Origin of the sequence: Paenibacillus mangrovi, from assembly GCF_022898935.1 — a bacterium.
GTDB classification, from domain to species: domain Bacteria; phylum Bacillota; class Bacilli; order Paenibacillales; family Paenibacillaceae; genus Paenibacillus_AQ; species Paenibacillus_AQ mangrovi.
Genome location: NZ_JALIRP010000010.1, coordinates 130,909 through 157,005, shown reverse-complemented (window position 1 = coordinate 157,005; position 26,097 = coordinate 130,909). Strand labels below are relative to the sequence as shown.

Genomic DNA, 26,097 nt, shown 5'->3' with positions numbered 1-26,097 from the left:
GTTTTATACGACGCTTTACCTTCTAGATAAGCCAGGACAGCTTCTAATTTCTCTTCAGTTGAGTATTTAGCCAAAAAAACTACACCTCCAATTGTTAGACTGTGTCTAACAATTGGGGTGCAGTTCACATGGCGGCCGGCTCCTTTATTGCAGATATATTCTACTTCTTTTCGGCAATGCGTCCTTCAACTTTTGGACTGATCACTTTATGATTCTGCAAATATTCTTCCACGACATCATAGAATGTATATCCGGTATTCAGGACTTCATCTTTCTTCAGCATCGAGTAGCCGTCTCCACCGGACGTAATGAAGTCATTCGTTGCAACGGTATACGTTTTCTCAGGATCCAGCGGCTGACCTCCGATTTTCACTTCCACAACACGCTGTCCAACTGGCTTCGTAATGTCATAGACATAAGACATGCCGCTGATTTGCAGGAATGAACCTGGCAGATCATCTTTCTTCTCTACGCCTTTAACGGATACTTCCAAGGCTGCTTTGATATCTGCTCCAGTTGCTTTCACGATGGTAAGCGTGTTAGGGAAAGGAAGAATAGCATAAAGATCCTTTTTCGTTAGATCTCCGGTATTCTTGCTCGCACGGATACCTCCGCCATTGACTAGGGCGATATCTGCTTCATGGCCTTTGATCGTTTTCGTTTTGTTTAAAATGGCATCTGCGATAAAGTTGCCCAGATTGGTCTCTACGGCACGGACTTCCGTTCTATCGCCATGCAGATCAACTTCGGTTTTTCCGATCACGGCATTCATCGCGTCGTCCACTTTTTTAACGACTTCTTGAACCATTTTTTCGATCTCAGGATCCGCTTTGACATTCTCGTCATACTCAACCAGTCCGCCGCTAAATGCTACCAAATCCTTATTGTAGTAGTATAGATCTTCACGTCCAAGAGACTTCCCGTACTCCCAGTCTTGGACAATATATGTGCCATTCACTTTTTCAGGCGTACGAATTGGCGTATGGGAGTGGCCGCCGATAATGAGATCGATGCCTTGCACGTTTTTGGCGATCTCACGGTCTTTTTCCACACCAATATGGGATACGACGATAACATGATCCGCTTTTGCTTTCATTTCCGGCACCAATTTCTTCGCAATATCAACCGGGTCTTTGAACGTCAAGCCAATCACGTTGTTCGGGTGGGTCACAATTGGAGTTTCTTCCGTTACGAATCCGATAAACGCAAATTTTTCTCCGCCAATTTCTACGGTATATGTAGGTATAAGCAAATTCGATCCGTCCGCTTTGTAAACATTCGCGTTGATCATTGGGAATTTAAGCTGATCACGCAGTTTCAGCAGCTGCTCGTAACCAAAATCGAATTCATGGTTCCCGGCAGCCATTGCCGAATAGTCAAGCGCATTCAGAATCGGAACAATAGACTCTCCTTTGAATTGGTTCGCGTAGATGCTTCCTTGGAACGTATCGCCCGCATCCATCAAGAGGAAGTTATTGTTTTCTTCACGCCATTGCTTCACCAATGTGGCGATTTTAGCATAACCAAACTCTTTGTCTTTCGAATTTTCTTGAATATGTCCATGCACGTCATTGGTATGCGCGATCGTTACATGTTCCGTAACCGCTTCGCCAAGCGCGTCGATATACTCGCCGCGGGTCACTTGCGTAGCTGAGGACAGCTTCAGATCGACTCCCAAACCTTTAGCGATTTTCGTCAATTGATCTGCCGATGGAAACGTTCTTCCTTGAGCAGCTTCTTCTTTAGTAATAGCTCCTTTACCGAGCCCCCAGTTCATATACCCCGTTGCCCAGTATCCTGTGGATGCCGTCAATTGTTCCCCTTGCAGTCTTGCGATTAAAGCAACGGCTTCCCCGAGAGAAATATTTTGCGCGAGCATCAAATCTCCTGAATTATACCCTGTCACGATATGTTTCTCTTGCATCCAATCGCTATGTTGAACAGGATGAAGCGGTGCCGCAAATGCCGAAGTAGCAAATAGAGTGGAGATTAAACCCGTTACTACCATTGTTTTCGCTTTCATTTTAAAATTCAAAAAACAACCTCCCCATTTATAAAATATTAAACTATGAACTAATCTTCCGCCAAAGAGTATACATAGTTAATTCAAAGACGGTCAAGCATGAACTGTAATAAGCGTGTATAATTCTGGTGAACTTTTAATAAGCATTTGCGGATTTTACAATTCAAAAGAAAACAAGGAGCGGTGATGATATGAATTTTGAAGTAGTTTATGGCCTATTTCCAGTATTGGAGTCGGAAACGATCTTTTTAAAAAGAATCGAAGAGAAGCATCTGGACGAGGTTTTCGAGATTTATGACAATGAAAATGTCTTTACATACTGCGGCATCATCCCGAAACATAACAAGGATACGGTCAAGAAGATGATCGGGCATTTTGAACGCGATTTCCTGAAAAGGGCAAGGATCAAGTGGGGGATTTTTGCTGTGCAGGAGCCTGACCGGCTGCTGGGTATTATCGAAGCCTTCGATTTTAACCAGAAGGTGAACTCGTTGTCCGTAGGATATTTTTTGGCGGAGCAGCATTACGGTAAAGGAATCGCGACCGCGGCACTACGGCTGCTGACTGGATTTTTGCTGGATGAAGTGAACGTCAATCGGATTCAGGCCGAGGTAATGCCGCCGAATGAAGCCTCCAAGCGGGTGCTGCTGAAGAACGGTTTTACGAAAGAAGGACTGCTGAGGCAATCGGCTGTATGGTCGGGAAAAGGAACTGTCGATCTCGAAATTTACAGTCTTCTAAAGGTAGACCTTGTTTCAACGGAAGTGAGCGAAGCCGGGCCAGATTTTAACTGCGTCCAAACCTAAACGGCTAGTCTTGATTTCAGACTGTTTCCGAAGCGAATTTATGCTACAATAAAAATAACTTGATTAGCTGTGTGTAACTGGCGTAACGTGGGCAAACCACGAGGGAGCACATGGATCATAACAGCCGTACGCCTGGGCAAAGTATTTGGTGGCTTCATCCCTCCAAATACTTTTTTGTGTTTATATGACTACATCTATCGGAGGCGACTGGAATGAGCATGCTGCTAAAAACGAAAGAACTGGCAAAAGAGGTTTCGGAATCGATCATCACAGAGGTAAACGGACTAAAAGAAAGAGGGATTCAGCCGCGGCTGGCAACCATTTTGGTACAGGGCGATCCCGCATCGGAGTATTACGCTAAAGCAAAAGAGAAAAAAGCCCATCAGCTGGGCATAACATTCGATCTGATCACGTTTGAGCCGGAGGTAACCGAGCAGCGTCTGCTGGAGGAGATTGAGCGGTTGAACCAGGACCCGGCGGTGCACGGCATTATGCTGGAGCTTCCTGTACCGAAGCATATCAGTGTGCAAAAATGTTCGGACGCGATCATGTCTGTAAAAGATGTGGACGGCATTTCATCGGCGAACAAGCTCGCCTGTATGACGGGCGGCACCGGCATCTATCCGGCGACACCGCAGGCATGCATCCGGATCGCGAAGCATTTTGGATTCACGTTGAAAGGCAAACATGTTGTCCTGGTGGGGCGGGGGGAAACGGTAGGCAGACCGCTTATGCAGCTGCTGCTTCGCGAAAATGCCACGCTAACCGTCTGTCATTCCCACACGCAAAATCTGGCCGGGCATATCGTAAATGCCGACATTCTCATGACTGCTGCAGGCCATGCCGGACTGATTACCGCGGATATGCTGCATCCGGAGCTCGTCGTTATCGATGCAGGGATTAATGAAACGGAAAGCGGGATTACGGGGGATGTGGTTCCTGAAGCGGTAGAAGCTGTCAAAGCAGTTACGCCAGTACCGGGCGGCGTGGGTACCCTTACGACCGTCATGCTGTTCGAAAACCTGATACTGGCGATCCGACTGCAGCAGACGTCTGCACAGACGCTGGAAACGAAAGAGCCCGAGGAGGTTTTTGATCAAACGATCCGTGAATTCCTGCAGACAGCTGCTTCAAGCTCGCCAACGCCGGGGGGAGGAAGCATCGCGGCTTTATCCGCCGCACTGGGCGCATCCATGGGATCCATGGTGGCGAACATTACAAGCGGTCCGAAATATGAGCATGTGCGGGAGCAAATGACGGAAATCGTCAAACTCATGCAATCAGCCATCAGTGAATCGGAAAGCTTTTTGAAAAAGGATATGGAGTCGTTTGACGGCTATATGGCCGCATTGGGGCTTCCAAAGGCGACGGATGAGGAAAAGCAGGTTCGCTCCACGGCTCTGCAAAAAGCTGCCGTGCAGGCGGCTTCCGTACCGCTTCACCTCATGAAACGCAGCTATGAGATCATTTCGGCCCTCAGTGAGATTACGGAACAGGCGAACAAAAATGTGATTTCGGATCTGGGAATTGCGCTCATCATGCTGGATGCGGCTGTCCAATCGGCATGGATTACAGTGGAGATCAATCTGGGCAGCATTAAAGACACGAGCGTACGCAGTTCATTCCAAACAACGGGAGCGGAGCTTTCAAGCCGGTCCGCCGAGCTGAAGCTTGAGGTGTTGCAAAAGATTAAGGAGAAGTTGGTGTAATCAAAGTGACTCAGGAACGGTGGGAACAAATTGCGCGTTTCGTGGAACCGGGAGCCAGGTTGCTTCGTTCTGTAGAGCTCAAAGGCGGAGTATCCGCTCAAGTGACGATGCTGGAGATTGAAAAGACGGATGGCCGCACGAAAAAGTTGGTCGTCCGTCAGCATGGCGCTGCTGACCGCCGCAAAAATCCACATATCGCCAGAGATGAATTTAGGCTGCTGCTGGGTTTGAGGAACGCAGGACTTCCTGTTCCACAGCCTTATGCATACGACGAAACCGAAGGATCTGCTGGTACGCCTTATATCGTCACAGAATTTGTGGACGGGAAGGTGGAAATGGCTCCACAGGATGTGTCCGATGCAATGCTGCTGTCAGCTGATACTTTATTCGATATTCATCAGGTTGATTGGAAACGGCACTCGTTGGATTTTCTTCCGCGGCAAAGGGATTGGTGTTCCGCCAAGCTGGATAAGCGGCCTGTTCAACCTGATGAATCACTGTGTGAAAGCCAAATCCGGGATGTTCTCGAATCGGCGTGGCCGCTTCCGCAACATAATCAAGATGTACTGCTGCATGGGGATTATTGGCCGGGAAACATCATGTGGAAGGATGGACGTATGATTGCCGTTATCGATTGGGAGGATGCTGCGATTGGAGATCCGCTCTCCGATCTTGCGAACAGCAGGCTCGAAATGTTGTGGGCATACGGAGCGGATGCCATGGAACGGTTCACTCACCAGTACCTGCAGCGCAATCCGCATACTGACGTCTCCGCGCTTCCCTACTGGGATTTATTCGCTGCACTTAAGCCTGCGTCCAGTTTGTCTGATTGGGGGCTGGATCCAGGTACCGAGCAGACAATGAGGCAAAGACATCGCTGGTTTACAGATCAGGCATTTGCACAGATTGATGCCAATTGACATATTGATCAATTCTTTTTATAACCGGCCATTCGCCGGTTATTTTCTTTTAGTGGAATAGCAATTACAATGAAAAAAGGAAAATATAGGTTTATACGAGAACATGCAGTGAGGGAGGTCATGTTGTGTTCGCTGTCAATGTCGAGGGAGCGGTTATTCAAGGGAACAAGTGGCTGGTGATTGAACGGGGAGCCGGGGAGGAGCATGCAGCAGGCACGCTTTCATTCCCTGGTGGAACCGCCCTGCAGGAAGGATTTACACAGGACATATTGGAGAGGACTGTGAGAAGAGAAATTTTGGAGGAAGTTGGCGTTGAAACCGACGAAAACATGCATTACGTATATTGTTCATCCTTTGTCACCGAAAAGGGGTGTCCCGTCATCAATGTGGTTTTCATTTGTCCGTATGCGCAGGGACAGCCTTATCTGAAAAGTCCGGAAGAGGTCGCAGCTGTGTACTGGATGACAACGGAGGAACTTGTAAATCACCCCAAGGCACCGCCATGGACGATCGAGAGCGTAAAACGGGCGGATATGCTGTGGAAAGAGCTTCAAGCGAAATGACTCCACATCAGCCGATTTATGCTTTATGCTTGACCATAATACAATTTGAGCCGAAAAGGAGGATTTGTATCTATTGGAACATCATCAGATGATGGAAGAGTTATTTCAAGCCGCTATGGAGGGTAATGCATCAAGGCTTAGGGACCTCGTGGATTCTAGCCCTGAACGGGCGAATATGGAAAATGCAGACGGGCTGACGCTTCTGGGGTATGCCGCCCATTATGGGCAAGCGGAAGCTGTGAGGGTTCTCCTTGCTGCCGGGGCTGATGTCAACGCCGTTTCGCATTCGCAGGTATCCTACATCCCTTCCAATACGGCGCTGCACGCAGCGATTGCGGGTGAGAAGGATATGGACGTTATCCGTTTATTGTTGGATCACAAGGCGGGAACCCGAATAATGGACAGCAACGGACATACGTGCCTGCATACCGCTGCTTATCATGATGACAATGTGGAACTGATCCGTCTGCTGCTGGATAACGGAGCCCAGGCGCATGAGCAGACAGTCGATGGTGAAACGGCGCTGACGATTGCTGAAAAGCGGGGGAACCGCAACGTTGCGGAGCTTCTTCGGAAGAATGATGAACGAAAATAATGCGTTAGCAAATAAAGCCCTGACTGCATGAAGCATGCAGCAGGGCTTTTCACATTTCTCTTAACGATGGCCAATGGCGTTCACTTGAGGGACGCTGTTTTTCAGTAGGATGCTGTGATATAAGTATTCGAAAATAAATTCAAAGGCTTCCAGATGCTTTTTCGCTTCAAACGCGTTTTTGCCCCAGGCATAGATGCCATGGCCGCGAAGAAGTATCCCTGGAATACTTGGATCCAGAACGTCCGGAACCCGCTCGGCAATGGACGGAATATGGGCGAAGTTTGGCAGCACCGGAATGGAGACAGGGGCATTTTCTTCCCAGATATTAAAGGCTTTGATCAGTTCAATCCCTTGAGCCGGAACAGCGCCCTGATCACCGAACCATTCGCTGATGACGTTGTTGAACACGGTATGGACGTGAAATACGGCGGCGCAGCCAGTCAGGCGGTAGATTTCGCAGTGAATGAGGGTCTCCGCGCTTGGCTTCAGGCTCGTCGTTTCCACGGCTTGGCCGCTGTTGTCCACGAACAGGAAATCTTCAGGCGTACTCAGAGATTTGTCTTTGCCGCTGGCTGTGATGGCGAAATAGAATTTCTCAGGGTCAAAATCACCCACACGCATGGACAAGTTGCCGCTGGTTCCGGGGAACCAGTTTTTAGCCGCAAACTGCTGTTTGATTAGCCGGAGCTCGTCCAGCACCTGCTGCTTATGCTCCAGGCTGATGCTTGCAAACGTCATAGGTTACAGCACTCCTTGTTGTTGTTTCTGTTTCATATCGTCCATAATATCAAAAAAGTTCTGGAAAGGGACATGTTTGACACCCAGCTCAGCGCATTTATCGGTCAGGATGGAGCGGGAGTATACCATATCGGCAATTTTGGCTCCTTCGAAATCCGTCAGGCTGTCGCCAATCAGAATCCGTTCGTATTGCTCCTCAGGGAAGCGGCGCATCACGGTTGTCTTACACATCCCGCATCCGTTGTTGCATGGATCCTGACAAGGGTGCGGCCAGAGAATTTCAACCTGCTCTCCGCTGAAATCCGCGCTGTTGCAGAAAATATGATCTGCAGGAATATCGAAAGGGGCGAGAAGCGGATCGATAAAAAAGTCCATGCCGCCGCTGGTCACGTAAAACTCGATGTTTTCCTGCTTCACATACTCAAGAAACTCCCTAAAGCCTTCCCGGATACCGGCCCGGATGATTACGAAATCCACGATTTCATCTTTGCGGCTGGAAGGGAGAAGGGCGAACATGTCCCCGACACCCTGGCGTAGGCTAATTTCCTGATCCACGGTCCGCTTCATGATCTGCTCATAACCTTCCGGCTTAAATTGCTTCATAATCGCAACGATATTATCAGAGAGGGTGATCGTTCCGTCAAAATCGCAAAAGATAACGGGCTTTTTGCCAGCTGTCATCGTTCTCCCCCCCAAGCCTCAAGCGCTGCTTTCAGTTCCGGATGGTCGGCTTCGGCATAATCCGCCAAGCGGATGGACTGCTGTGCAGCTTCGATCGCCTGTACGAACGCGTGGCCGCCGGCTTCGGTTCCCATTGGATGTCCATGAATGCCGCCGCCTGCATTAACGACAACGTCCTGGCCGAAATCGCGCAGAATCAGCGGCACAAGGCCGGGATGAATGCCTGCAGACGGAACCGGCATGCTGGTCTTGATCGGAAGCGCACTTGAGATCAGCTCATCCCGGATGGCCATGTTCTCTTCACGCGGCATCGTCACCGAGCCGTATGGCGATGGGAACAGGACAAGGTCTGCGCCTGCAAGACGCATCAGCTGCCCAAGCAGAACGGAAGCGGAAATACCGTAATGCTGCGATGGGTAATATGCCCCTGCCAAGGCTGGATGCGCGGCAATCGGAACGGTAATCTCCGGATCGGAGCTTAGCTCATGCAGCACATCATAGCCATAGGACAACACGTTGAACAGCAGGGCGTTGGCTCCGGCCTGAATCGCTTTTACAGCCTGTGACTTCAGGCTTGAAGTGTGACCGGTCAGATTTGCGGCGTACAATAGCTTTTTGCCGGTTTCGCGGCTGGCTGCCTCAGCGGCCTTCAGACAGACTTCAACTCGTTTTTCGATTGGTGTGAACTCATTCTCAAACAATATTTCATCATCTTTTATCAGATCCACACCACCGAGAGCCTGCTTCGTGAATTGATCCTTCAGCTCGTCCATATTGAGGCCGATCACGGATTTGAATATGCTCATGAGCAGCGGGCGGTCGTATACGCCAAGCAGATCGCGGATTCCAGAAATGCCGAATTTGGGTCCGGGAAACGCGGAGAGATAATCGTCCGAGAATCCGAGACGGTTTAGCTTGATACGGCCATCCATCGAGATTTTGCCAAAAACGGTTACGAGGAGCGCCGGAATATCCTTGCTGAAATTCACATTCGGATAGGCAATGGTCACGTCGGCGTAGCGTTCGCCCGGCTGTACGCCTTCAGGTTCATGTACATCCACCTGCAGAACCTGCCCCAGATGCTTTTGCATCGATTCCCGTTTGGCCTGCGGCAGCTCAGTCCAGCTTCCGACGGTCATGCCGACGGAAATAGACTCGGCCTTTTTGCGGAAATCCGCTTTATCATCATATAAACGGTACGTTGCAGTACAGCTGTTCACGAAATTCCCTCCTTGAGTGCGGCTCCCATTTCTTTCGAGCGTTCCGCGCAGCGGACGACCGCAGCAATCACGGTTTCGAAAAAGTCTCCTTTGTCCAGCGTTTCCAGTGCAGCCTGTGTCGAGCCGTTGGGAGAAGTCACCTTCGCTCTGAGTGCGGCAGGCTCTTCGCCGGTCAGCTGTACCATGCGTGCTGCGCCGAGTACGGTCTGAACGGTTAACTCCCGGCATTGCTGTGGGGTCAGTCCGCCACGAATTCCAGCAGCTATCATGGCTTCCATCATGTAATAGATATAGGCCGGACCGCTGCCAGAAATACCTGTGAGCACTTCCAGTTTGTCTTCTTCCACATTCGTGACGGTACCGACGGCGCCAAACAGCGTCATGACGGTCTGCCGCTGCCGGTCATTGATTTCCTTGGAATAGGAAATGCCTGTGGCACCTAGACCGATGGAGCTGGAGGTGTTCGGCATCGTGCGCGCAACCGGCTGCTTGCGTCCAAGCAGATCCTGAATGGTACGGATTGTCAGGCCGGCAATCACCGAAACGATGAGCGTATCCTCGGAGAGCATAGGGCCCAGGTTTCTAAGAACTTCCGCTGCATCTTTCGGCTTGATGGCGAGCACGATCACTGGGGAGCTTTGCAGAATTTCAGGCAAAGCTGCCGCATCGTTGCTGGCCTTGACGCCATACAGCTGCTGAAGCTCATCCAAACGGCGGCTGTTGCTGCGATTCAGCATCGTAATGTCAGATGCTTGTAGGACGGATTTGCCGATCAGCCCTTTCACGATAGCTTCAGCCATCGCTCCGGCGCCGTAGAATGTAATGGATTCTGTGATCATCGCTTGTTGTTGACTCATTTTGTCATCCTCCCGGCAGGTGCCCTCGTTTTTGTACTTTTTACGAAAATAACGAAGCTACCCGCGAATTTGTCCATTGCCATGGATAAGGTACTTGGTTGACGTCAGCGCAGGCAGTCCCATCGGACCGCGTGCGTGAAGCTTTTGCGTGCTGATTCCAATTTCGGCGCCGAAGCCGAATTCGAAGCCGTCGGTGAAGCGGGTTGAAGCGTTATGGTATACAGCTGCTGCATCGACTTCCTGAAGGAAGCGTTCTGCGTTAGCTTGTGTTTCAGTAACGATGCATTCCGAATGCTTCGTGCTATAGCGTGATATATGATCGAGTGCCTCATCCAGAGTATCGACCAATTTTACATTTAAAATATAGTCGTTGTATTCCTTGGCAAAATCCTGCTCTTCCGCCGGAACAGCCCAGGGAATGAGCTTCAACGTTTCTGCGCATCCGCGGATTTCCACCCCAGCGCTTCGCAGCTGACCTCCGAGCTGCTCCAGATGTTCCGCAGCAAAACGGCTGTTCACGAGGAGGGTCTCCATGGAATTGCAGACCGACGGCCGCTGGACCTTAGCGTTAATGGCAATCGCTTCAGCCATCGCGGGCTCAGCCGTTTCATCTACATAAGTATGACAGATGCCTGCTCCCGTCTCGATCACGGGAACGGTGGCATTTTCCACAACATTGCGGATTAAAGACTGGCCGCCGCGCGGAATAATGACGTCAAGCAGGCCGTTCAGCTTCAGCATCTCGTCCACGGAAGAGCGGTCCGCGCTTTCGATGAGTTGAATCGCATCTACAGGAAGCGATGAAGCTTCCAAGGCCGAGTGGAGTACTTCTACAATTTTGCGGTTGGACGAAAGTGCGGACGAGCCTCCGCGGAGCACCACGGCATTGCCTGCCTTCAGGCATAGTCCGGCTGCATCGACCGTCACATTGGGCCGGGCTTCATAGATTATGCCGATAACGCCGAGCGGAACGCGGACTTTGGTGATCTCAAGACCATTTGGACGTTCGATGCGGTCGAGCACGTCACCGACAGGATCGGAAAGGTTGATGATCTGCTCGAGTCCTTCAGCAATAGCCTCAATACGCTCCGGGTTTAGAGCAAGCCGGTCCAGAAGGGAGGAAGAGGTTCCCTGTGCGCGACCGCGCTCAAGGTCTTCCTGGTTGGCGGCGATGATGTCATCTTTATGATTCCTCAAGCTGTCAGCCATCAGCTGAAGCGCCTCATCTTTTTGACGGGTGCTAAGTCTGTTCAGTACAGATGCGGCAGTACGGGCTTTTCCCGCTTTCAATTTTACTTCACTCATACATTAGCCTCCTTTTATCGTAGGGCTCCAGAATCTCTATTTTAATGTAATCCATTCATCTCTGTGAATCACTTCGAGGCGATGTACCATATCCAGCGTCTGAATCACTTCGGAGCTGCTCATGCCCTGAATGCGGTGAAGCTGCTTATCATCATAGTTCACAATGCCGCGTCCGAGCACTATACCATCCATACTGAGTACTTCGACAACGTCTCCTGCTTGAAAATGTCCATCAACCACCTTGATACCGACAGGCAGCAAGCTGTGTCCGCCGCTCACTAATGCCTGCTCCGCTCCCGGATCGACTCTTAGAAAACCATGAGGGGTAGACATAAATCCAAGCCATTGTTTTTTTACCGGCAGCGAATGAAGATGGGTATCAAAATAAGTTCCTCTGCCGTGGCCCGATACGGCATCCTGCAGATCACCGTGTGAATCCACCTTGCCGACAAATACCGGTACACCGCCTCTAGTGGCAATTTTGGCTGCATCGATCTTGGAGCGCATGCCCCCGGTACCTACGGCTGAACCTGCTCCGCCAGCGATAGCAACGATTTCTTCGGTAATTTCCTCGACATGATCGAACCGAACCGCATTTGGATACTTCCGGGGGTCACCAGTGTAAAGGCCGTCGGTGTCGGTCAAAATGAGAAGATGCTGCGCCTTGACCAGATTGGCAACCAGAGCGGATAAGGTATCGTTGTCGCCAAACTTCAGCTCATCGATCGAGACGGTGTCATTTTCGTTGATGATCGGGATGGAGCCTTGCTTCAGCAATTCTTCAATGGTCATTCCGGCATTGTTCATCCGTTTGCGGTTTCCGAAATCCGTACGGGTGAGCAGAATTTGTGCGGTGGTAATGCCATGGGAGGCAAAAGCCTCCTGATAGGCCTGCATGAGCAGCGCCTGACCAACGGCTGCAGCAGCCTGCTTCTCGTGCAGAAGCTTGGGGCGGAAGCTGTATCCGATAGCGCGGAATCCCGCAGCTACGGCTCCGGACGTTACCAGCAGGATTTCACAGCCTGCCTGTTTCAAAGCAGCAATCTCACTTGCATAAAAGCCGACAGCATCTCTGCTGAGACCGCCTTCGACGGATGTGAGCGAGCTGCTTCCGATTTTGACGACGACGCGCGTCGACATAATTCATCACTTCCATTTCATAGTTATAAACTTGATTTCTATAAAACAAAAAAAGCTTTCATCCTTTACATTAAAGGACGAAAGCTTGACTTCCGCGGTACCACCTTTATTGATGATGTTCTATCATCCGGCTTTAGGCCTTGTAACAGAAGGCACTGTCCCGCAGGTTGATGCGGGCCGTTCAGGGGTAGGATTCGGAGGGAATCGGGTAAATTCTTTCAGCCGGTGGAATTTACTCTCTTTTTGCGCGATTTGCCGCTCGTACTGGTCCCGTCGTCACGTTTTATAGGTATGAATAACCCGTTATTTCACATAGAATACCACGGAATTACCGGGTTTGCAAAACGTTATCTGAAAATTTTCAGCTCACCGATCCGTCTTGCCGCCTCATGAAGCCTTTCTTCAGAAGTCAGCAGTCCGACACGTACATAGCCTTCACCATGTTCGCCAAAACCGTTTCCCGGTGCAACGGCCACCTTGGCCTGCTGCAGAAGCAGATCGGCAAACGAAGCGGAGGTGTAACCCTTAGGTACAGGGAGCCAGCTGAAAAAGGAGCCCCCAGGCTTCTCGGCGTTCCAGCCGATGTCCGCAAGGCCAGTGAAGAAAGCATTTCTACGGGATTCATAGCACTTAACTAGCTCATCTACACAAGTCTGAGGAGCAGTTAGCGCCTCTGCGGCAGCAGCCTGAATACCGCCAAACAAGCTGACATAGATATGATCCTGCAGCAGGTTAATCATAGAGATGACCTCGCGGTTGCCAAGTGCAAAGCCTACGCGCCAGCCGGCCATGTTATAGGTTTTGGAAAGGGTGTAGAACTCAACACCGACCTCCTTGGCACCGGATGCTTGAAGGAAGCTTACAGGGCGCTGCCCATCGAAGCCGATTGCTCCGTATGCAAAATCGCTTGCAACGACAATGCCGTTTTCGGCCGCGAATTTAACCGTATCCTCATAGAATGACAAAGGTGCTGTGGCCGAAGTCGGGTTATTCGGGTAATTCAGGAACATCAGCTTTGCCCTTTTACGTTGTGCTTCAGATATGCTGCTAAAGTCCGGCAGAAAAGCATTATCTTTACGCAGTGGCATAAAGGACATTTCCGCCTTGGCGAGCGCAACGCCCGACCAGTAATCCGGGTAGCCAGGATCAGGTACCAGACAGAGATCTCCGGGATTGAGCAAAATCTGTGGAAGCTGTACAAGTCCGGTTTTGCCACCGAACAGAACGGCTACTTCCGTCTCGGGATCAAGCACGACGCCGTAATCCTCCAAGTAACGCTTCCCAATCGCCTCCTTCAGAAAGCTGAAGCCTGTGAAAGGCGAATATTTATGATAGAGCGGATTGGCCGCCGCTTCCTGAAGGGCTTTGACGATATGGTCCGGAGTCGGCGTATCGGGATTACCTTGTCCCAAATTGATCACATCATAGCCTGCGGAGATTTCCCGGTTCACCTTTTGTACGAGTGTGGCAAAGAACTGTGTCGGCAGCTGAGTCATGACTTCTGCAGGTTGAATATGAAAAGCCGATTGATAGAGCGGATGGTCTGTCGATTTCATTATATTCATCACTCCGGTTCTTGCTTCAAAATAGAATAGATTTAATCTATCATGATTTATCCGGGCTGTATAGAGGGAATAGGGGCTCTTGCCCGATCGTTTCCATGCATTTATGATGGAATACAAATATGAAGGTTCTATGGGTCCGTTGATAGGGCATGATACGTAGTTGGGAGGATAATAGCATGGGATATAAGGAAGAAAATAAGCTGGGTGTCGCATTGATTCAGGCGGATATCGAAATCGGCAGTCCGCAGGCGAATAAAGCACATCTTGAGGAGTTAATGGAGCAAGCGGTTCAGCAAAATCCGAAGCCGGATCTTCTGGTATTGCCTGAAATGTGGAACACCGGATATGCACTTGAGCAAATCCAGGATATTGCTGATCCGGAAGGACAGGCAACCCAAGCATGGCTGTCATCTTTTGCGCAAAAGCATGAGGTTATGATTGTGGGTGGATCTGTTGCTGTCAAACAAGGCGATCAGATCTTTAACACGATGTACGCGTTTGACCAGAAGGGCGAGAAGGTTGGAGAATACTCCAAACTGCATTTGTTCCGGCTCATGGACGAGGAGAAACATTTAACAGCCGGTACCGAGCTGGTCACGCTTGACCTCGGGGGATTCCAGGCTGGGGCTTCCATCTGTTATGATATTCGGTTCCCTGAGCTTGCCCGCAGTCTGGCGCTTGGTGGCGCCAAGATGCTGATCGTTCCCGCCGAATGGCCGCATCCGCGCCTGCATCACTGGCGTACGCTGCTTATGGCGCGGGCCATCGAAAATCAGATGTACGTCGTTGCCTGCAACCGCGTCGGCAGCAGCCGGGGAACCGATTTTTTCGGCCATTCCTTGATTATTGACCCTTGGGGAGAAATTATCGCGGAAGGCAGTGAATCGGAGGAAATTGTGACCGGACTGATATCACCGGAGCTCGTAGATGATGTCCGTGGCCGGATTCCGGTGTTCGCAGACCGCCGTCCTGAAATTTATACGGATAAATAATATTTACTTTACCAATTCCTGCATCGTCTCTTTAAAGGTATCGATAAAAGCTTCAGCGGCTTTGGACAGATAGCGTCCACGTCGGTACGCAATCACCAGGATCCGACTGGGCACAGGCTCCGCAAGCGGCAGGTAGACGGGCACGAATTCGTTTCTGGAAGAACGTGAAATGAATCTTGGCACTAAGGTGATCCCCATCCCGGTGGCTACCAGCGACTGAATGGTCTCCATATTGTTGCTCTCAAACACCACCTTCGGTTCAAATCCCGCTTTCTGACATAGATCAAACGTAATCTTGCGGAACCCCTGCCCCTTTTTCAGGACGATAAAGGATTCCTCACTAAGCTCTTCGATTCGGACGGGGACAGGAATGTCGTTCTTAGTTCTTTCCGTCAGGGGATGGCCGGCCGGTACCGCCAGATCTATGATTTCCTCCCCGATGATTTCATAGGTTAGGGAAGGCTCCTGCAGTGGGAGGGAGAGTAGGCTCAAATCCGTTTTCCCTCCGGCTGTCAGCTTTTCGAGGTTCATCGACGAATCTTCCAGCAGCGCGATTTCAATCTCCGGATATTTTCTTTTAAAAGAAGGAAGGACGTGCGGAAGCAGATGGGCACCGGTGATCGGCATGCTTCCGACGATGACCTTGCCCCCTCTCAGCTGCGAGATATCCGACATTTCCTGGCGCAGCAGATCTACGGCATCCATGATTTTTTGGGCTTGATCCATAAAAAGCGCCCCGGCATGCGTCAGTTCGACCGTACTGGTATTCCGCTGAAAGAGAAGTACACCGAGTTCTTTTTCCAGCTTGGACAGCTGCTGGCTCAAGGAAGGCTGGGCGATATGAAGCTTCTCAGCGGCCCGGGAAAAATTCCGCTCCGAAGCAATCTGTAGGGCATATTGCAGTTGTCTGAGTTCCATGTTCATCGGTCCTATCTTTTTATTTTCATCTCATCTGCTGCTCATAGTTATTTCCTATTACTTTTATAGATATTATATCTTGGATCAATGAAGAGTGAAATGCTATATTTATTTCAATCAAGAGACACCAAAGCTTCGGTGCTCTTCCAAGGACGTATAACCATGAAGAGGTGAATAAGATGAGTAAAAGAACAATGTTTGAAAAGATTTGGGATAATCACGTGATTCATCAGGAAGCAGGCAAGCCGAGCATTCTCTACATCGACCTGCATCTCGTCCATGAAGTCACTTCCCCGCAGGCGTTTGAAGGACTCCGTCTTAGCGGACGCAAGGTTCGCCGACCTGAGCTGACCTTTGCTACCATGGATCACAACGTACCGACTAAAGACCGTTTTAACATTAAAGACCCGATCTCCAAGCAGCAGATCGACACGCTGACCCAAAACTGCCGCGATTTCGGCGTAACCTTATATGACCTCGAGACGATCGACCAAGGCGTCGTGCACGTTATGGGACCTGAGCTGGGACTTACTCATCCAGGCAAAACGATCGTATGCGGCGACAGCCATACCTCCACACATGGTGCTTTCGGCGCTCTGGCGTTCGGTATCGGAACCAGTGAAGTGGAACATGTGCTTGCGACACAATGCTTGCAGCAGGCGAAAGCCAAGACGATGGAAGTTCGCTTCGTCGGCAAACGCAAAGCAGGCATTACAGCAAAAGACATGATTCTTGGCGTTATTGCCAAATATGGTACGGATTTTGCGACGGGTTATGTTATCGAGTACACCGGCGAGGCAATCCGTGATCTGACGATGGAAGAACGCATGACGGTCTGCAACATGTCCATCGAAGGCGGCGCCCGCGCAGGCATGATCGCTCCGGACGAAACGACTTTCGAATATCTTCGCGGCCGCCAGTATGTGCCTGAAGGCAGCGACTTTGACAGCCGCGTAGAAGAATGGAAGCAGCTCGTTACCGACGAAGACGCTTCGTACGATATGGTTGTCGAATTTGACGTCGAATCCCTGATTCCACAAGTCACTTGGGGCACAAGCCCTGGCATGGGTACGGATATTACGGCGAAGGTGCCTGTACCTTCTGAGCTGCCAACGGAAAATGAACGGAAGGCTGCTGAAAAAGCCATTGAATATATGGACTTGACTCCAGGTACACCAATGAACGAAATCGAAGTGGATTATGTGTTCATCGGCTCCTGCACGAACGGCCGGATCGAAGATCTTCGCGCTGCTGCCCAAGTAGCCAAAGGCTACAAAGTATCAGATAAAGTAACAGCAATTGTTGTTCCAGGCTCCGGACGCGTGAAGCTGCAGGCTGAGGCCGAAGGCCTCGACAAAATCTTCATTGACGCCGGATTTGAATGGCGCGATGCCGGCTGCAGCATGTGTCTGGCGATGAACCCGGACGTTCTTCAGCCAGGACAGCGCTGCGCTTCGACTTCCAACCGTAACTTTGAAGGACGTCAAGGACGCGGAGGACGTACGCATCTGGTTTCGCCAGCAATGGCTGCTGCCGCAGCGATCCAAGGCCGGTTTACAGATGTACGCGACTGGAATTTTAAATCTGAAGTGGTTAGCTAAGGAGGAGAACAGACATGGAATCTTTTACTAAATTGACAGGCCTTGTTGCCCCGGTGGACCGGGTAAACGTGGATACGGATGCCATTATCCCTAAACAATTTTTGAAACGGATCGAACGTACCGGCTTCGGACAGTTTCTGTTCTTCGAATGGAGATTTGACGAGCAGGGAAATAACATCCCAGGCTTCTCCTTGAACCAGCCCCGCTACCAAGGCGCTTCGATTCTGATTTCCAGAGCGAACTTTGGCTGCGGATCTTCCCGGGAACATGCACCATGGGCGATTATGGACTATGGATTCAAATGCGTCATCGCTCCATCGTTTGCGGATATTTTCTACAATAACTGCTTTAAAAACGGCATTCTGCCAATCAAGCTTTCCGAAGAGCAGGTGGAAGAGCTGTTCCAGCGCACTGCGGCTCATGAAGGCTATCAGCTCAATGTAGATCTGGAAAATAAAACGATTACGGACAGCGAAGGTCTTCATATCGATTTTGATCTGGATGAACACCGCCGCCAATTCCTTCTGCAGGGTCTGGATGATATCGGTCTGACACTTCAGCATGAAGATAAAATTGCGGCATACGAGCAAAAGCATGCTTCGCATCTGTCTGCTTAACGAACACTGATTAACTTTGAATTGAAAGACTCCTGCTTTTCCTACGGGGAAGGGGAGTCTTTTTGTTGTGGTCAAAAAAGAGAAATAAGTAAAAATGTGCGGTGTTAAAGCAGGAAAACACGCTGCTAATGGCGAATATTGCCTATATTCCGACGATTATGATTTTTTTTTTAGATATATTTGTTTTTCATGCCCGAAGATGGCAAAAAATTTAGTTTGGCAGAGGTGGAAAATGAAGAAAACCGGATTTTTATTGTTTTTGTTGATGATGATCGTCATGATGGTGTCCGTGCAGGATCGGGCAGCAGCCGCCGCCACAGGAAATGTACATATCTTACTGGACGGCAACGAGCTGCAGGTACCCAAGGATGCCAAGATTACCAATGTGAATGGCAGCGTCATGGTTCCATTCCGCGTAATCGGGGAAAACCTCGGTTTCGATGTGAAATGGGATCAAAAGTCCAAGAAGGTTCTGATTCATAACGATAGTAAGGATATCGAGCTGGTCGTGAATCAGAAGAGCGCAAAGGTGAATGGGAAGAAAGTGACTTTGGACAACCCGCCCCTGCTGCAAAAAAACACGGTGGTCGTTCCCGTTCGTTTTGTCAGTGAGCAGATGGGAATCCAAGTGAGCTGGGATGGGCCGAACCAAACGGTGTATTTAACCTCGAATGCGGATGCTTCCAAGCCTGACAGCGGGAGCGGCGCAGGAAATGGCGATATGCCAATTCCGGATCCTTTGCCTGGGAACTCCACATCAGGAGAGCCAGGTGAAGGGTCAGATCCTTCGGCAACTGTCCCACCGGTAGCCGGAAATGCTGTTGTCAGCGGAATTAGCTTCAGCGAGAATCGCCTGATGATAGCAACCCAAGGAGGAGCGGTTACGCCAAAGGTGTTTAAAATGACCGGACCGGACCGGATTGTGGTCGATTTACCGAACGCAAACTTTTCACCCGATTTTCTAGGCGGTGCGCCAACTGGAGCGGGAAATCAAGGACAGCTGGATGTAAGCGGGTATCCCGATGTTTACAGTATCCGGTACTCTTTGTTCAGCAACAGCCCTTCTACGGTAAGAGTCGTGATCGATCTGAATAATGCCAAGGATTATTCGGTATACAATGATGTAACGAATTCCGGACTTTTGATTGTCGACTTGAATAAGGCTGACAGCACTCCGGCGAATCCGACTGGCGGCAATGGAAAAAAAGTCGTTGTCATAGATGCGGGCCACGGGAATCAGGATCCGGGTACAATCGGATACTCGAAGACTAAGGAGAAGGACTTCAATCTGGGCGTTGCACTGAAGGTTGGAGAGCTTCTTGCGAATGAGCCGAACATCGATTGTGTGCTAACACGCAGTGATGATACGTTCCTTGAGCTCAAAGATAGGGCACGGATTGCCAATGACCTGAATGCGGACGTATTTATTTCCATTCATGCGAACAGTGCTAATTCAACAGCGGCCAGTGGAAGCGAAACGTACTATCAGCGTGATGCCAGCAAGGCACTGGCCAATGTCATGCATAATTACTTGGTAAAGGCGACAGGGCTGTCCGATCGAGGCGTCAGATACGGAAATTACCACGTGATCCGAGAAACGAAAATGCCTGCGGTTCTGCTCGAGGTTGGATACCTGAGCAATCCGAAGGATGAAGCGGCATTATTCAGTGAGAGCTTGCAAAATTCGGTCGCTCAAGGCATCGTAAACGGCATTAAAGAATATCTGGGAATTCAATAAAGTCATACGTTAGTTAAGGAGGCGGTAAAGTGAACAAAAAGCTCTTAAGCACTGCACTTCTGGCTGTGCTGATGGTCGCTGCAGTAGGCTGCGGCCAAAAGCCGACGGTAGCGCCACAACAACAGGAAACGACTCAGGATCAAAATGACACATCTGCTGTGAATGCGGCGCAGCCCGATGATTCCAATGGTTCCGAAGCTGCCAAAGCTGATAACCAGACGAATACATCCCAAACGGATAAGCCGGATCAGAAGCCAAAGGAAGCCGAAGAAAAAAAGCAAATCATAGAGGTCTATTACACGGATCCGCAGGAAATGGAGCTAAAGAAAAGCGAGAAGGAAATCCACTTCAAAACAGATGCAGACAAATATAAAGAGGCTTTCAAGGCGCTTCAGACAAGTGGAAGTAGTGAGCTCATTCCTCTTTGGGGCAAAATGGAGCTAAAATCCTTGTATATGGATGGGGCCATGACGATCGATATTCATATGCCTGATGAAGCCCGTCTGGGAGCAGGTGGCGAGCAATACGCACTGGATGCACTGTCTAAAACGATGTTTCAGTTTAAGGAAGTTCAAACGATCGAGCTGCTCGTCGACGGGCAACAGGTCGAAAGTCTGATGGGTCATGTGGATCTGGATCATCCGATCAAAAGAAACTAGGAAACTGTGATGAACATAATTAAAAGACCGCGAGTTTAAGGGTATCATCCCTATACACTCGTGGTCTTTTTCAATTTAAATAAGAAGTCATATGCATAGACAACTCTCTTTTTCTACCTTTAGTCATAGATTGCATTTTGCATAAAGAGGAATATATTCGCAACTTTTCGAAGAGTAGCGCGTCTAATACATGTCTGGTGATGTCGATGGAAAGCCAAAGCCGAAACGTCAGAGCTAATGACAAAAAATTTAAGAATGGAAGGGTGACGGATGAAGAAATTTGGATTTATGGCAATCATGTTATTTGTCTTCATTTTGGCGTTTCCTCACAATGGACAGGCTGCGGCGGGAAATGCCAAAATTTACTTGGATGATAAAGAACTGACTCTGCCAGGAAATGCAAAAGTTGAAAATGTGAATGGGAATATAATGATTCCATTACGTGTCGTCGGAGAGAATCTAGGGTTTGACGTCGCATGGGAACAAAAGACGCGCACGGTGACCATAAAAAAAGATTCTAATGTAATCAAGCTCGTTGTCAATCAAAAAACGGCTGATGTCAATGGTAAGAAGGTTTCCATGGACATTGCACCGATTTTGCGTACGGATACCGTGATCGTACCTTTACGCTTCGTGAGTGAGCAAATGGGGCTGACAGTGAATTGGGATAACAATAAGAAGATTGTATACTTATATACCCAAGATAATCAGTCTGGAAACGGGAACCCCGGAACTGGTGCGGGCAATGGGGATGATGCTACGTCGGGAACAGGCTCTGCTCAGGTTAACGGGATCAGCTTCAGTGACAACCGTTTGATGATCGCTACAACCGGACAAGCCAAGGTCAATGCTTTCAAAATGACTGGCCCTGACCGGATCGTCGTTGATATTCAGAACGCGAACTTCTCGGATACATTCAGCAGCAATGCACCACTCGATCAAAACTCGATGGGATCTCTGGATATCAGTGGCTATCCAGATGTTTCGAAAGTAAGATATTCGCTTTACAGCAATAATCCTTCGACTGTTCGTGTTGTTCTCGATTTGACTCGTGCCAAAAATTATAAGCTGACCAATGAAAACGGGTTGTATATTATCGACTTGAATACGGAAGACAGCAGTCAACCGTCGAAACCACCCGCAGGCGGAAAGGGAAAGAAAATTGTCGTCATTGATGCAGGTCATGGCGGCAAAGACCCGGGAACAACCGGTATTACGGGCAAACGGGAGAAGGACTTCACTCTGTCGATGGCATTGAAGGTTCAAAAATTGCTGAAACAGGATCCAAACATTGATGTCGTTCTTACACGCAGCAATGATACCTTCGTTGAATTGAGTGAACGAGCGAAAATCGCCAATGACTTGAAGGCAGATGTCTTCGTGTCGATTCATGCTAACAGCGCAGGTTCTTCGGCTGCTACCGGTACCGAAACCTATTACCAGCGGGATGCGAGCAAGGCACTAGCCAATACGATGCATAAGTACCTGGTACAAGCAACGGGCTTGCCTGACCGGGGCGTCCGTTACGGTAACTTCCATGTCATTCGTGAGACGAAGATGCCGGCTGTGCTGCTTGAAGTCGGATACCTCAGCAACAAAAATGATGAAGCTGCTCTCTTCTCAGATAGCTTTCAGCAGCGAGTTGCTCAAGGGATCGCTAACGGAATCAAAGATTATTTGGGTGTTAAATAAGGAATGTCCCCTTAAAGGAGGCGGCAGTATATGAGTAGAAAATTATGGTGTGCAGGCATTTTGGCTTTGGTGATGATTACCTCGGCTGGCTGTAGCACGAAGCCGACCGCACCGGCAAGCGGACAGCAAGAGACAGTCTCCGGGGAGCAGCAGCAAACAACAGGCAGCGGCAGTGAGACCACGCCTGGAAATGATGCGAGCAGCAGTGAGAAAGGCGATTCGGCCGGAACTGCGCAAGGTGACTCATCAAAAGGTACTTCATCCAATGATACTTCGTCAAAAGGTGATTCTACCGATTCATCTTCCCAAACAAAGGAATCGACCGCTAAAAAAGAACTGATTAATGTTTATTACACAGATCCTCAGGAACTCAATTTAGAAAAATCCCAAAAAGAAATTAGCTATGAGAATGCCGTTGACAAGTACGTGCAAGCCTTCAAGGCTCTGCAGTCCAGCGGCAAATCCGAGCTGGTTCCGCTCTGGGGGAAAATCGAGTTGAAAAAACTCGATTATAAAAATGGCGAAGTAACCATGGATATTCACATTCCTGAAGAGGCGAAACTCGGAGCCGGTGGCGAGCAGTACGCTTTGGACGCACTGACCCAGACGATGTTCCAATTCGATGAGGTTAAATCAGTGGAGCTTCTGGTTGACGGTGCGAAGGTGGAAAGCCTGATGGGTCATGTCGATTTGGACCATCCGCTCACAAGACATTGAAAAAATTAGGGTAAAAGCAGGAGCTTTACACCTTCTTGTCGAAACAAAATACAAGCGTGATTTTTGTGAATATGAAATGAACTAAAGTTTACGCTCCCGATTCTGCCGGATAACCTTACGGTTTTCCGGTAGGGGGCGTAATCTCTTTAGTTCTTTCTTGTTTATTTTCGGGATGATGCATGACTGCATCATCCTTATTTGAGAGAGGGGAAAAGGCATGGTTTCTAAACGCAGCAATTCTACTTCACATTCTAAAAAGGTCGTATCGGCTGTTATCGCAGGCATGATGGTTATGGGCACCGGAACCGCAGTTTTCGCAGACGCAGTACCGGCACCAACCTCAGCAGCCGTAACGGCAAGCGGACTGTTCAGCGACGTCAAAAGCGGATACTGGGCTGAAAAGCATATTTACAAGCTAGCTTCCCAAGGCATTATTATAGGGAACAACGGTTTATTCCGTCCGAACGATTCTGTTACCCAGCAGGAAGCGGTTACGATGGCGATCCGTTTTGCGGGGTTAGAGGATAAAATCAGCAGCAGCAATGCGATAGCGCTGCCTGCCAATATGCAGGTGAACAACTATTTCAAGCCTTATGTGGCTTTGGCGCTGCAAGAAGGTCTTCTTGATAAAAACACCGAAAACGTAGCTGTGAATTCTAAAGAAACTTGGGGCGAACGCAAAGCGAGCCGGGAATGGACCACCGAAATTCTGGTTCGTGCCATCAGCAAGGAAAAAGAAGCAGCTGCTTTGGCGTCCAAACCGACTTCGTTTGCCGACAACAGTAAAATCTCCGCTTCCAAGAGAGGATACGTCAATGAAGCCTTGGAACTCGGCCTGACCAATGGGTTAGACGGTAACCGGTTCGACCCGCAGGGCTCCGTAACCCGTGCCCAGCTCGCTACGTTCTTCAGTCGTGCAGAAGCATATAATGATGTGAAATACAACAATTCAGCGGAAGGTATTGTAACGGCTGTTGGTCCGGGCAAGCTGGATCTGTACATGGATGGAAGCATCCGGACTTATGTTTTGGATAGTTCAACCGTATATTACACAAGCGACTCCGAGAGCAAAATCAGCGTTGCAGATTTGAAACCGTACACCAAAGTGATGGTCATCGGCACTCAAAACAAAACGGCATATGTGGAAGTGACAGACTCTAAACTACAGCTCGAAAGCACGGAAGGAACATTCCAGAAGCTGTCTCCGGGTAATATCCTGTGGGTAGAAACGAACAACACGTTCAAGCAGTTCACTTATGACGCAGGAACAACCTTCCTTGACCAAAACGGTGCGAAGATTGAACCGTCAGCGCTGGTTCCTGGAAGCAAAATTCAAATTCAGCAAGAAACTTTCAGTTCCACGAAAAAGCCGGTCATTGTGCAGGTGAAATCCGGAGTGATCAATAAAACCGGTTCTGGTACGCTTCAAAACGTGGATACAGCCACCAAATCTCTTGTTATTAAAAATTCGTCCGGTGGAGTTGAAAGCTACACATGGGATGACAGCCTGATCGTGAAATATCAAAATCAGTTGCTTTCTCCTTCCGAATTGAAAAACGGTTCCGTGATTAATTACACCGTTAAAAACAATCTGGTTCAATCGATTGAAGTTACGCAAGGCGTGGAAAGAACCATCCGCGGCTCCCTTTATGAAGTAGGAGCTAACAATGACACCATTACATACAAACGTGACGGCGGACAGCTTGAAGTGAAACTTCTTGCGGACAAGCCGGAGATTGTGATCAGCGGCATCGCTTCTCCGACGCTTAGCGACTTGATCGCAGACTCCGTGAATGGGGATCAAGTGGAAATTACCTTGAATCCGCAGGACCAGATTACGAAAATCCAGGTATTGAACCGTCAAATGGAACAGAAAAAGGGTGCAACGATTGTCCAATATGATCCGAAGAGCAAGCTTCTCACCCTTATGGATGCGAATAAAAAGCCATTCGTTATCACTCTGGATGACAAAACCAAATTGACTTATAACTCACCGAATCCAACACTGGCTGGCATTGAGCCTTACCTGACAAGTGGCCGCAAGGTGAATGTCACATACCTGACAAACCGTGCCCTGTCGCTGGAAGTTATTTACCATTATGAGGGTAAAGTAACTGCGCTGGACCAGACCGGTAAAAAGCTTACGCTTTTGACGGCTGACGGTTCAAGCGTGACGCTGCCGTTCACAAATCCGGTCGTCTCGGTATATGGCAAAAGCAACGCTTCCCTGTCTGATATTAAAGTCGGCAGCAATATCGCAGCTGTACTGAGTCCCACGCAGGATACCGTTCAATCTATTCAACTCAAGTCGAATGTCCAGTTTGAACTGGTGAGCGTAGATTACAACAATTCCCGTCTAACCGTGAAAAACAATGGCTTAATCAGCCAATTCTATGTAGACAAAACCGCTCTTACTGACGACAACGGCCAAGCCATTAACGTGCAGGATCTGAACGCGGGTCAACTGCTGAATGTGGCCTTTAACGGAATAACACCAACCGCCGTACAAGTTGTGAAGGTCACTACCGGTGAAGTCACTGAAGTGAACGCGGCATCCGCGTCGCCAAGCATCACGGTTAAAAACTATGGAGGTACAACCGAAACCTTCAAGCTAGATGCTGCATCCAAATTGATGAATGATGCAGGTAGTGCTCTTAATCTGAGCAACATTGCCGTAGGTAACCGTGTAGAAGTCCATAAGGACGCCGATGGGAATTATGTCGTTAAAGTGCTGAATATGACGAGCCAAACCTTTTGGAAATATGACAGTTATGCGAAGGAAATATATGTGAAACGCCAAAATGTCAATGATATCAGCCACTTTGCGCTATCCACGGGTGCATACATTCATCAAGGAAATCAGATCTTGACCGTGCAATCCCTGAAAGAAAATGATAATATTGTACTGTATTTAAACAATGGAACGATTGTAGAGATACAGAAACAATAGTATGCTTTGGGAATGGTCATGAGATACACCGTCTTGATACGGAGAGTCTTACCTGTATCAAGACGTTTTTTTTTCAGGAGGTATAAGTAGC

The 26,097-nt window shown here is 49.2% G+C and carries 22 protein-coding genes, 1 pseudogene and 1 riboswitch; of the genes and pseudogenes, 14 read left to right on the top strand and 9 right to left on the bottom strand.

Features of this window, described 5'->3' with window-relative positions; translation table 11 throughout:
* Positions 1 to 160: 160 nt before the first annotated feature.
* Complete coding sequence (locus MUG84_RS21670; protein WP_244728877.1) at positions 161 to 2,023, bottom strand: bifunctional metallophosphatase/5'-nucleotidase; 1,863 nt, start codon at positions 2,021 to 2,023, stop codon at positions 161 to 163.
* A gap of 191 nt (positions 2,024 to 2,214) precedes the next feature.
* Here MUG84_RS21670 and MUG84_RS21665 point away from each other — a divergent pair, with 191 nt between their 5' ends.
* From MUG84_RS21665 to MUG84_RS21640, 6 genes and pseudogenes are all read left to right on the top strand, one after another.
* On the top strand, positions 2,215 to 2,829 hold the full coding sequence (locus tag MUG84_RS21665) for a GNAT family N-acetyltransferase (RefSeq protein ID WP_244728857.1): 615 nt from the start codon (positions 2,215 to 2,217) through the stop codon (positions 2,827 to 2,829).
* A 63-nt stretch (positions 2,830 to 2,892) separates the two neighbouring features.
* A riboswitch (ZMP/ZTP riboswitch) is annotated at positions 2,893 to 2,974 on the top strand.
* Between the two features lie 67 nt (positions 2,975 to 3,041).
* Positions 3,042 to 3,896: pseudogene (locus MUG84_RS21660) on the top strand (bifunctional 5,10-methylenetetrahydrofolate dehydrogenase/5,10-methenyltetrahydrofolate cyclohydrolase); the annotation flags it as partial.
* Complete coding sequence (locus tag MUG84_RS21655) at positions 3,870 to 4,538, top strand: cyclodeaminase/cyclohydrolase family protein (protein WP_425313260.1); 669 nt, start codon at positions 3,870 to 3,872, stop codon at positions 4,536 to 4,538. The pseudogene MUG84_RS21660 and the gene MUG84_RS21655, both read left to right, overlap by 27 nt.
* Positions 4,539 to 4,543: 5 nt before the next feature.
* Positions 4,544 to 5,458, top strand: a complete 915-nt coding sequence (locus MUG84_RS21650; RefSeq protein WP_244728855.1) for a phosphotransferase family protein — start codon at positions 4,544 to 4,546, stop codon at positions 5,456 to 5,458.
* A 125-nt stretch (positions 5,459 to 5,583) separates the two neighbouring features.
* Positions 5,584 to 6,021, top strand: coding sequence for an NUDIX hydrolase (locus MUG84_RS21645; protein ID WP_244728853.1), 438 nt, complete (start codon positions 5,584 to 5,586; stop codon positions 6,019 to 6,021).
* 73 nt (positions 6,022 to 6,094) lie between these two features.
* Positions 6,095 to 6,616, top strand: coding sequence for an ankyrin repeat domain-containing protein (locus MUG84_RS21640; protein WP_244728851.1), 522 nt, complete (start codon positions 6,095 to 6,097; stop codon positions 6,614 to 6,616).
* 60 nt (positions 6,617 to 6,676) lie between these two features.
* Here the strand turns inward: MUG84_RS21640 and mtnB are convergent, their stop codons facing one another.
* The 7 genes from mtnB to MUG84_RS21605 form a co-directional block, all read right to left on the bottom strand.
* Positions 6,677 to 7,354: a methylthioribulose 1-phosphate dehydratase gene (gene mtnB, locus MUG84_RS21635; RefSeq protein ID WP_244728849.1), complete on the bottom strand. Its 678-nt coding sequence runs from the start codon at positions 7,352 to 7,354 to the stop codon at positions 6,677 to 6,679.
* A gap of 3 nt (positions 7,355 to 7,357) precedes the next feature.
* Entirely contained in the window at positions 7,358 to 8,035 is a 678-nt protein-coding gene (locus MUG84_RS21630) for a 2-hydroxy-3-keto-5-methylthiopentenyl-1-phosphate phosphatase (RefSeq protein WP_244728847.1), read from the bottom strand.
* Positions 8,032 to 9,255, bottom strand: coding sequence for a 2,3-diketo-5-methylthiopentyl-1-phosphate enolase (locus MUG84_RS21625; protein WP_244728844.1), 1,224 nt, complete (start codon positions 9,253 to 9,255; stop codon positions 8,032 to 8,034). Before MUG84_RS21625 ends, MUG84_RS21630 begins: the two co-directional genes overlap by 4 nt.
* Entirely contained in the window at positions 9,252 to 10,112 is an 861-nt protein-coding gene (gene proC, locus MUG84_RS21620; protein WP_244728841.1) for a pyrroline-5-carboxylate reductase, read from the bottom strand. Before proC ends, MUG84_RS21625 begins: the two co-directional genes overlap by 4 nt.
* Positions 10,113 to 10,169: 57 nt before the next feature.
* Positions 10,170 to 11,417, bottom strand: coding sequence for a glutamate-5-semialdehyde dehydrogenase (locus tag MUG84_RS21615; protein WP_244728839.1), 1,248 nt, complete (start codon positions 11,415 to 11,417; stop codon positions 10,170 to 10,172).
* 36 nt (positions 11,418 to 11,453) lie between these two features.
* On the bottom strand, positions 11,454 to 12,557 hold the full coding sequence (proB, locus tag MUG84_RS21610) for a glutamate 5-kinase (RefSeq protein WP_244728836.1): 1,104 nt from the start codon (positions 12,555 to 12,557) through the stop codon (positions 11,454 to 11,456).
* Between the two features lie 347 nt (positions 12,558 to 12,904).
* The gene (locus MUG84_RS21605; RefSeq protein ID WP_244728834.1) at positions 12,905 to 14,113 is read right to left on the bottom strand and encodes a pyridoxal phosphate-dependent aminotransferase; all 1,209 of its coding nucleotides are present in this window, start codon (positions 14,111 to 14,113) and stop codon (positions 12,905 to 12,907) included.
* Between the two features lie 185 nt (positions 14,114 to 14,298).
* Here MUG84_RS21605 and MUG84_RS21600 point away from each other — a divergent pair, with 185 nt between their 5' ends.
* A complete protein-coding gene (locus tag MUG84_RS21600; protein WP_244728832.1) occupies positions 14,299 to 15,114 on the top strand; it encodes a carbon-nitrogen family hydrolase in 816 nt (271 codons plus the stop codon).
* Between the two features lie 3 nt (positions 15,115 to 15,117).
* On the opposite strand, the gene MUG84_RS21595 is transcribed toward MUG84_RS21600, so the two are convergent.
* Positions 15,118 to 16,032, bottom strand: a complete 915-nt coding sequence (locus MUG84_RS21595; RefSeq protein WP_244728830.1) for a LysR family transcriptional regulator — start codon at positions 16,030 to 16,032, stop codon at positions 15,118 to 15,120.
* A gap of 179 nt (positions 16,033 to 16,211) precedes the next feature.
* On the opposite strand from MUG84_RS21595, the gene leuC reads away from it, so the two are divergent.
* From leuC to MUG84_RS21560, 7 genes are all read left to right on the top strand, one after another.
* Positions 16,212 to 17,633 (top strand): 3-isopropylmalate dehydratase large subunit, encoded by a 1,422-nt coding sequence (gene leuC, locus MUG84_RS21590; protein WP_244728828.1) that lies wholly within the window; start codon positions 16,212 to 16,214, stop codon positions 17,631 to 17,633.
* A gap of 14 nt (positions 17,634 to 17,647) precedes the next feature.
* Entirely contained in the window at positions 17,648 to 18,250 is a 603-nt protein-coding gene (gene leuD / locus MUG84_RS21585; protein WP_244728825.1) for a 3-isopropylmalate dehydratase small subunit, read from the top strand.
* A gap of 232 nt (positions 18,251 to 18,482) precedes the next feature.
* Positions 18,483 to 19,988, top strand: coding sequence for an N-acetylmuramoyl-L-alanine amidase family protein (locus tag MUG84_RS21580; RefSeq protein WP_244728823.1), 1,506 nt, complete (start codon positions 18,483 to 18,485; stop codon positions 19,986 to 19,988).
* A 29-nt stretch (positions 19,989 to 20,017) separates the two neighbouring features.
* Complete coding sequence (locus tag MUG84_RS21575) at positions 20,018 to 20,647, top strand: GerMN domain-containing protein (protein WP_244728821.1); 630 nt, start codon at positions 20,018 to 20,020, stop codon at positions 20,645 to 20,647.
* Between the two features lie 270 nt (positions 20,648 to 20,917).
* Complete coding sequence (locus tag MUG84_RS21570; RefSeq protein ID WP_244728819.1) at positions 20,918 to 22,339, top strand: N-acetylmuramoyl-L-alanine amidase family protein; 1,422 nt, start codon at positions 20,918 to 20,920, stop codon at positions 22,337 to 22,339.
* Positions 22,340 to 22,369: 30 nt separating this feature from the next.
* Positions 22,370 to 23,056, top strand: a complete 687-nt coding sequence (locus MUG84_RS21565) for a GerMN domain-containing protein (RefSeq protein ID WP_244728817.1) — start codon at positions 22,370 to 22,372, stop codon at positions 23,054 to 23,056.
* Positions 23,057 to 23,273: 217 nt separating this feature from the next.
* Positions 23,274 to 26,006, top strand: a complete 2,733-nt coding sequence (locus MUG84_RS21560) for an S-layer homology domain-containing protein (protein ID WP_244728815.1) — start codon at positions 23,274 to 23,276, stop codon at positions 26,004 to 26,006.
* Positions 26,007 to 26,097: the final 91 nt, after the last annotated feature.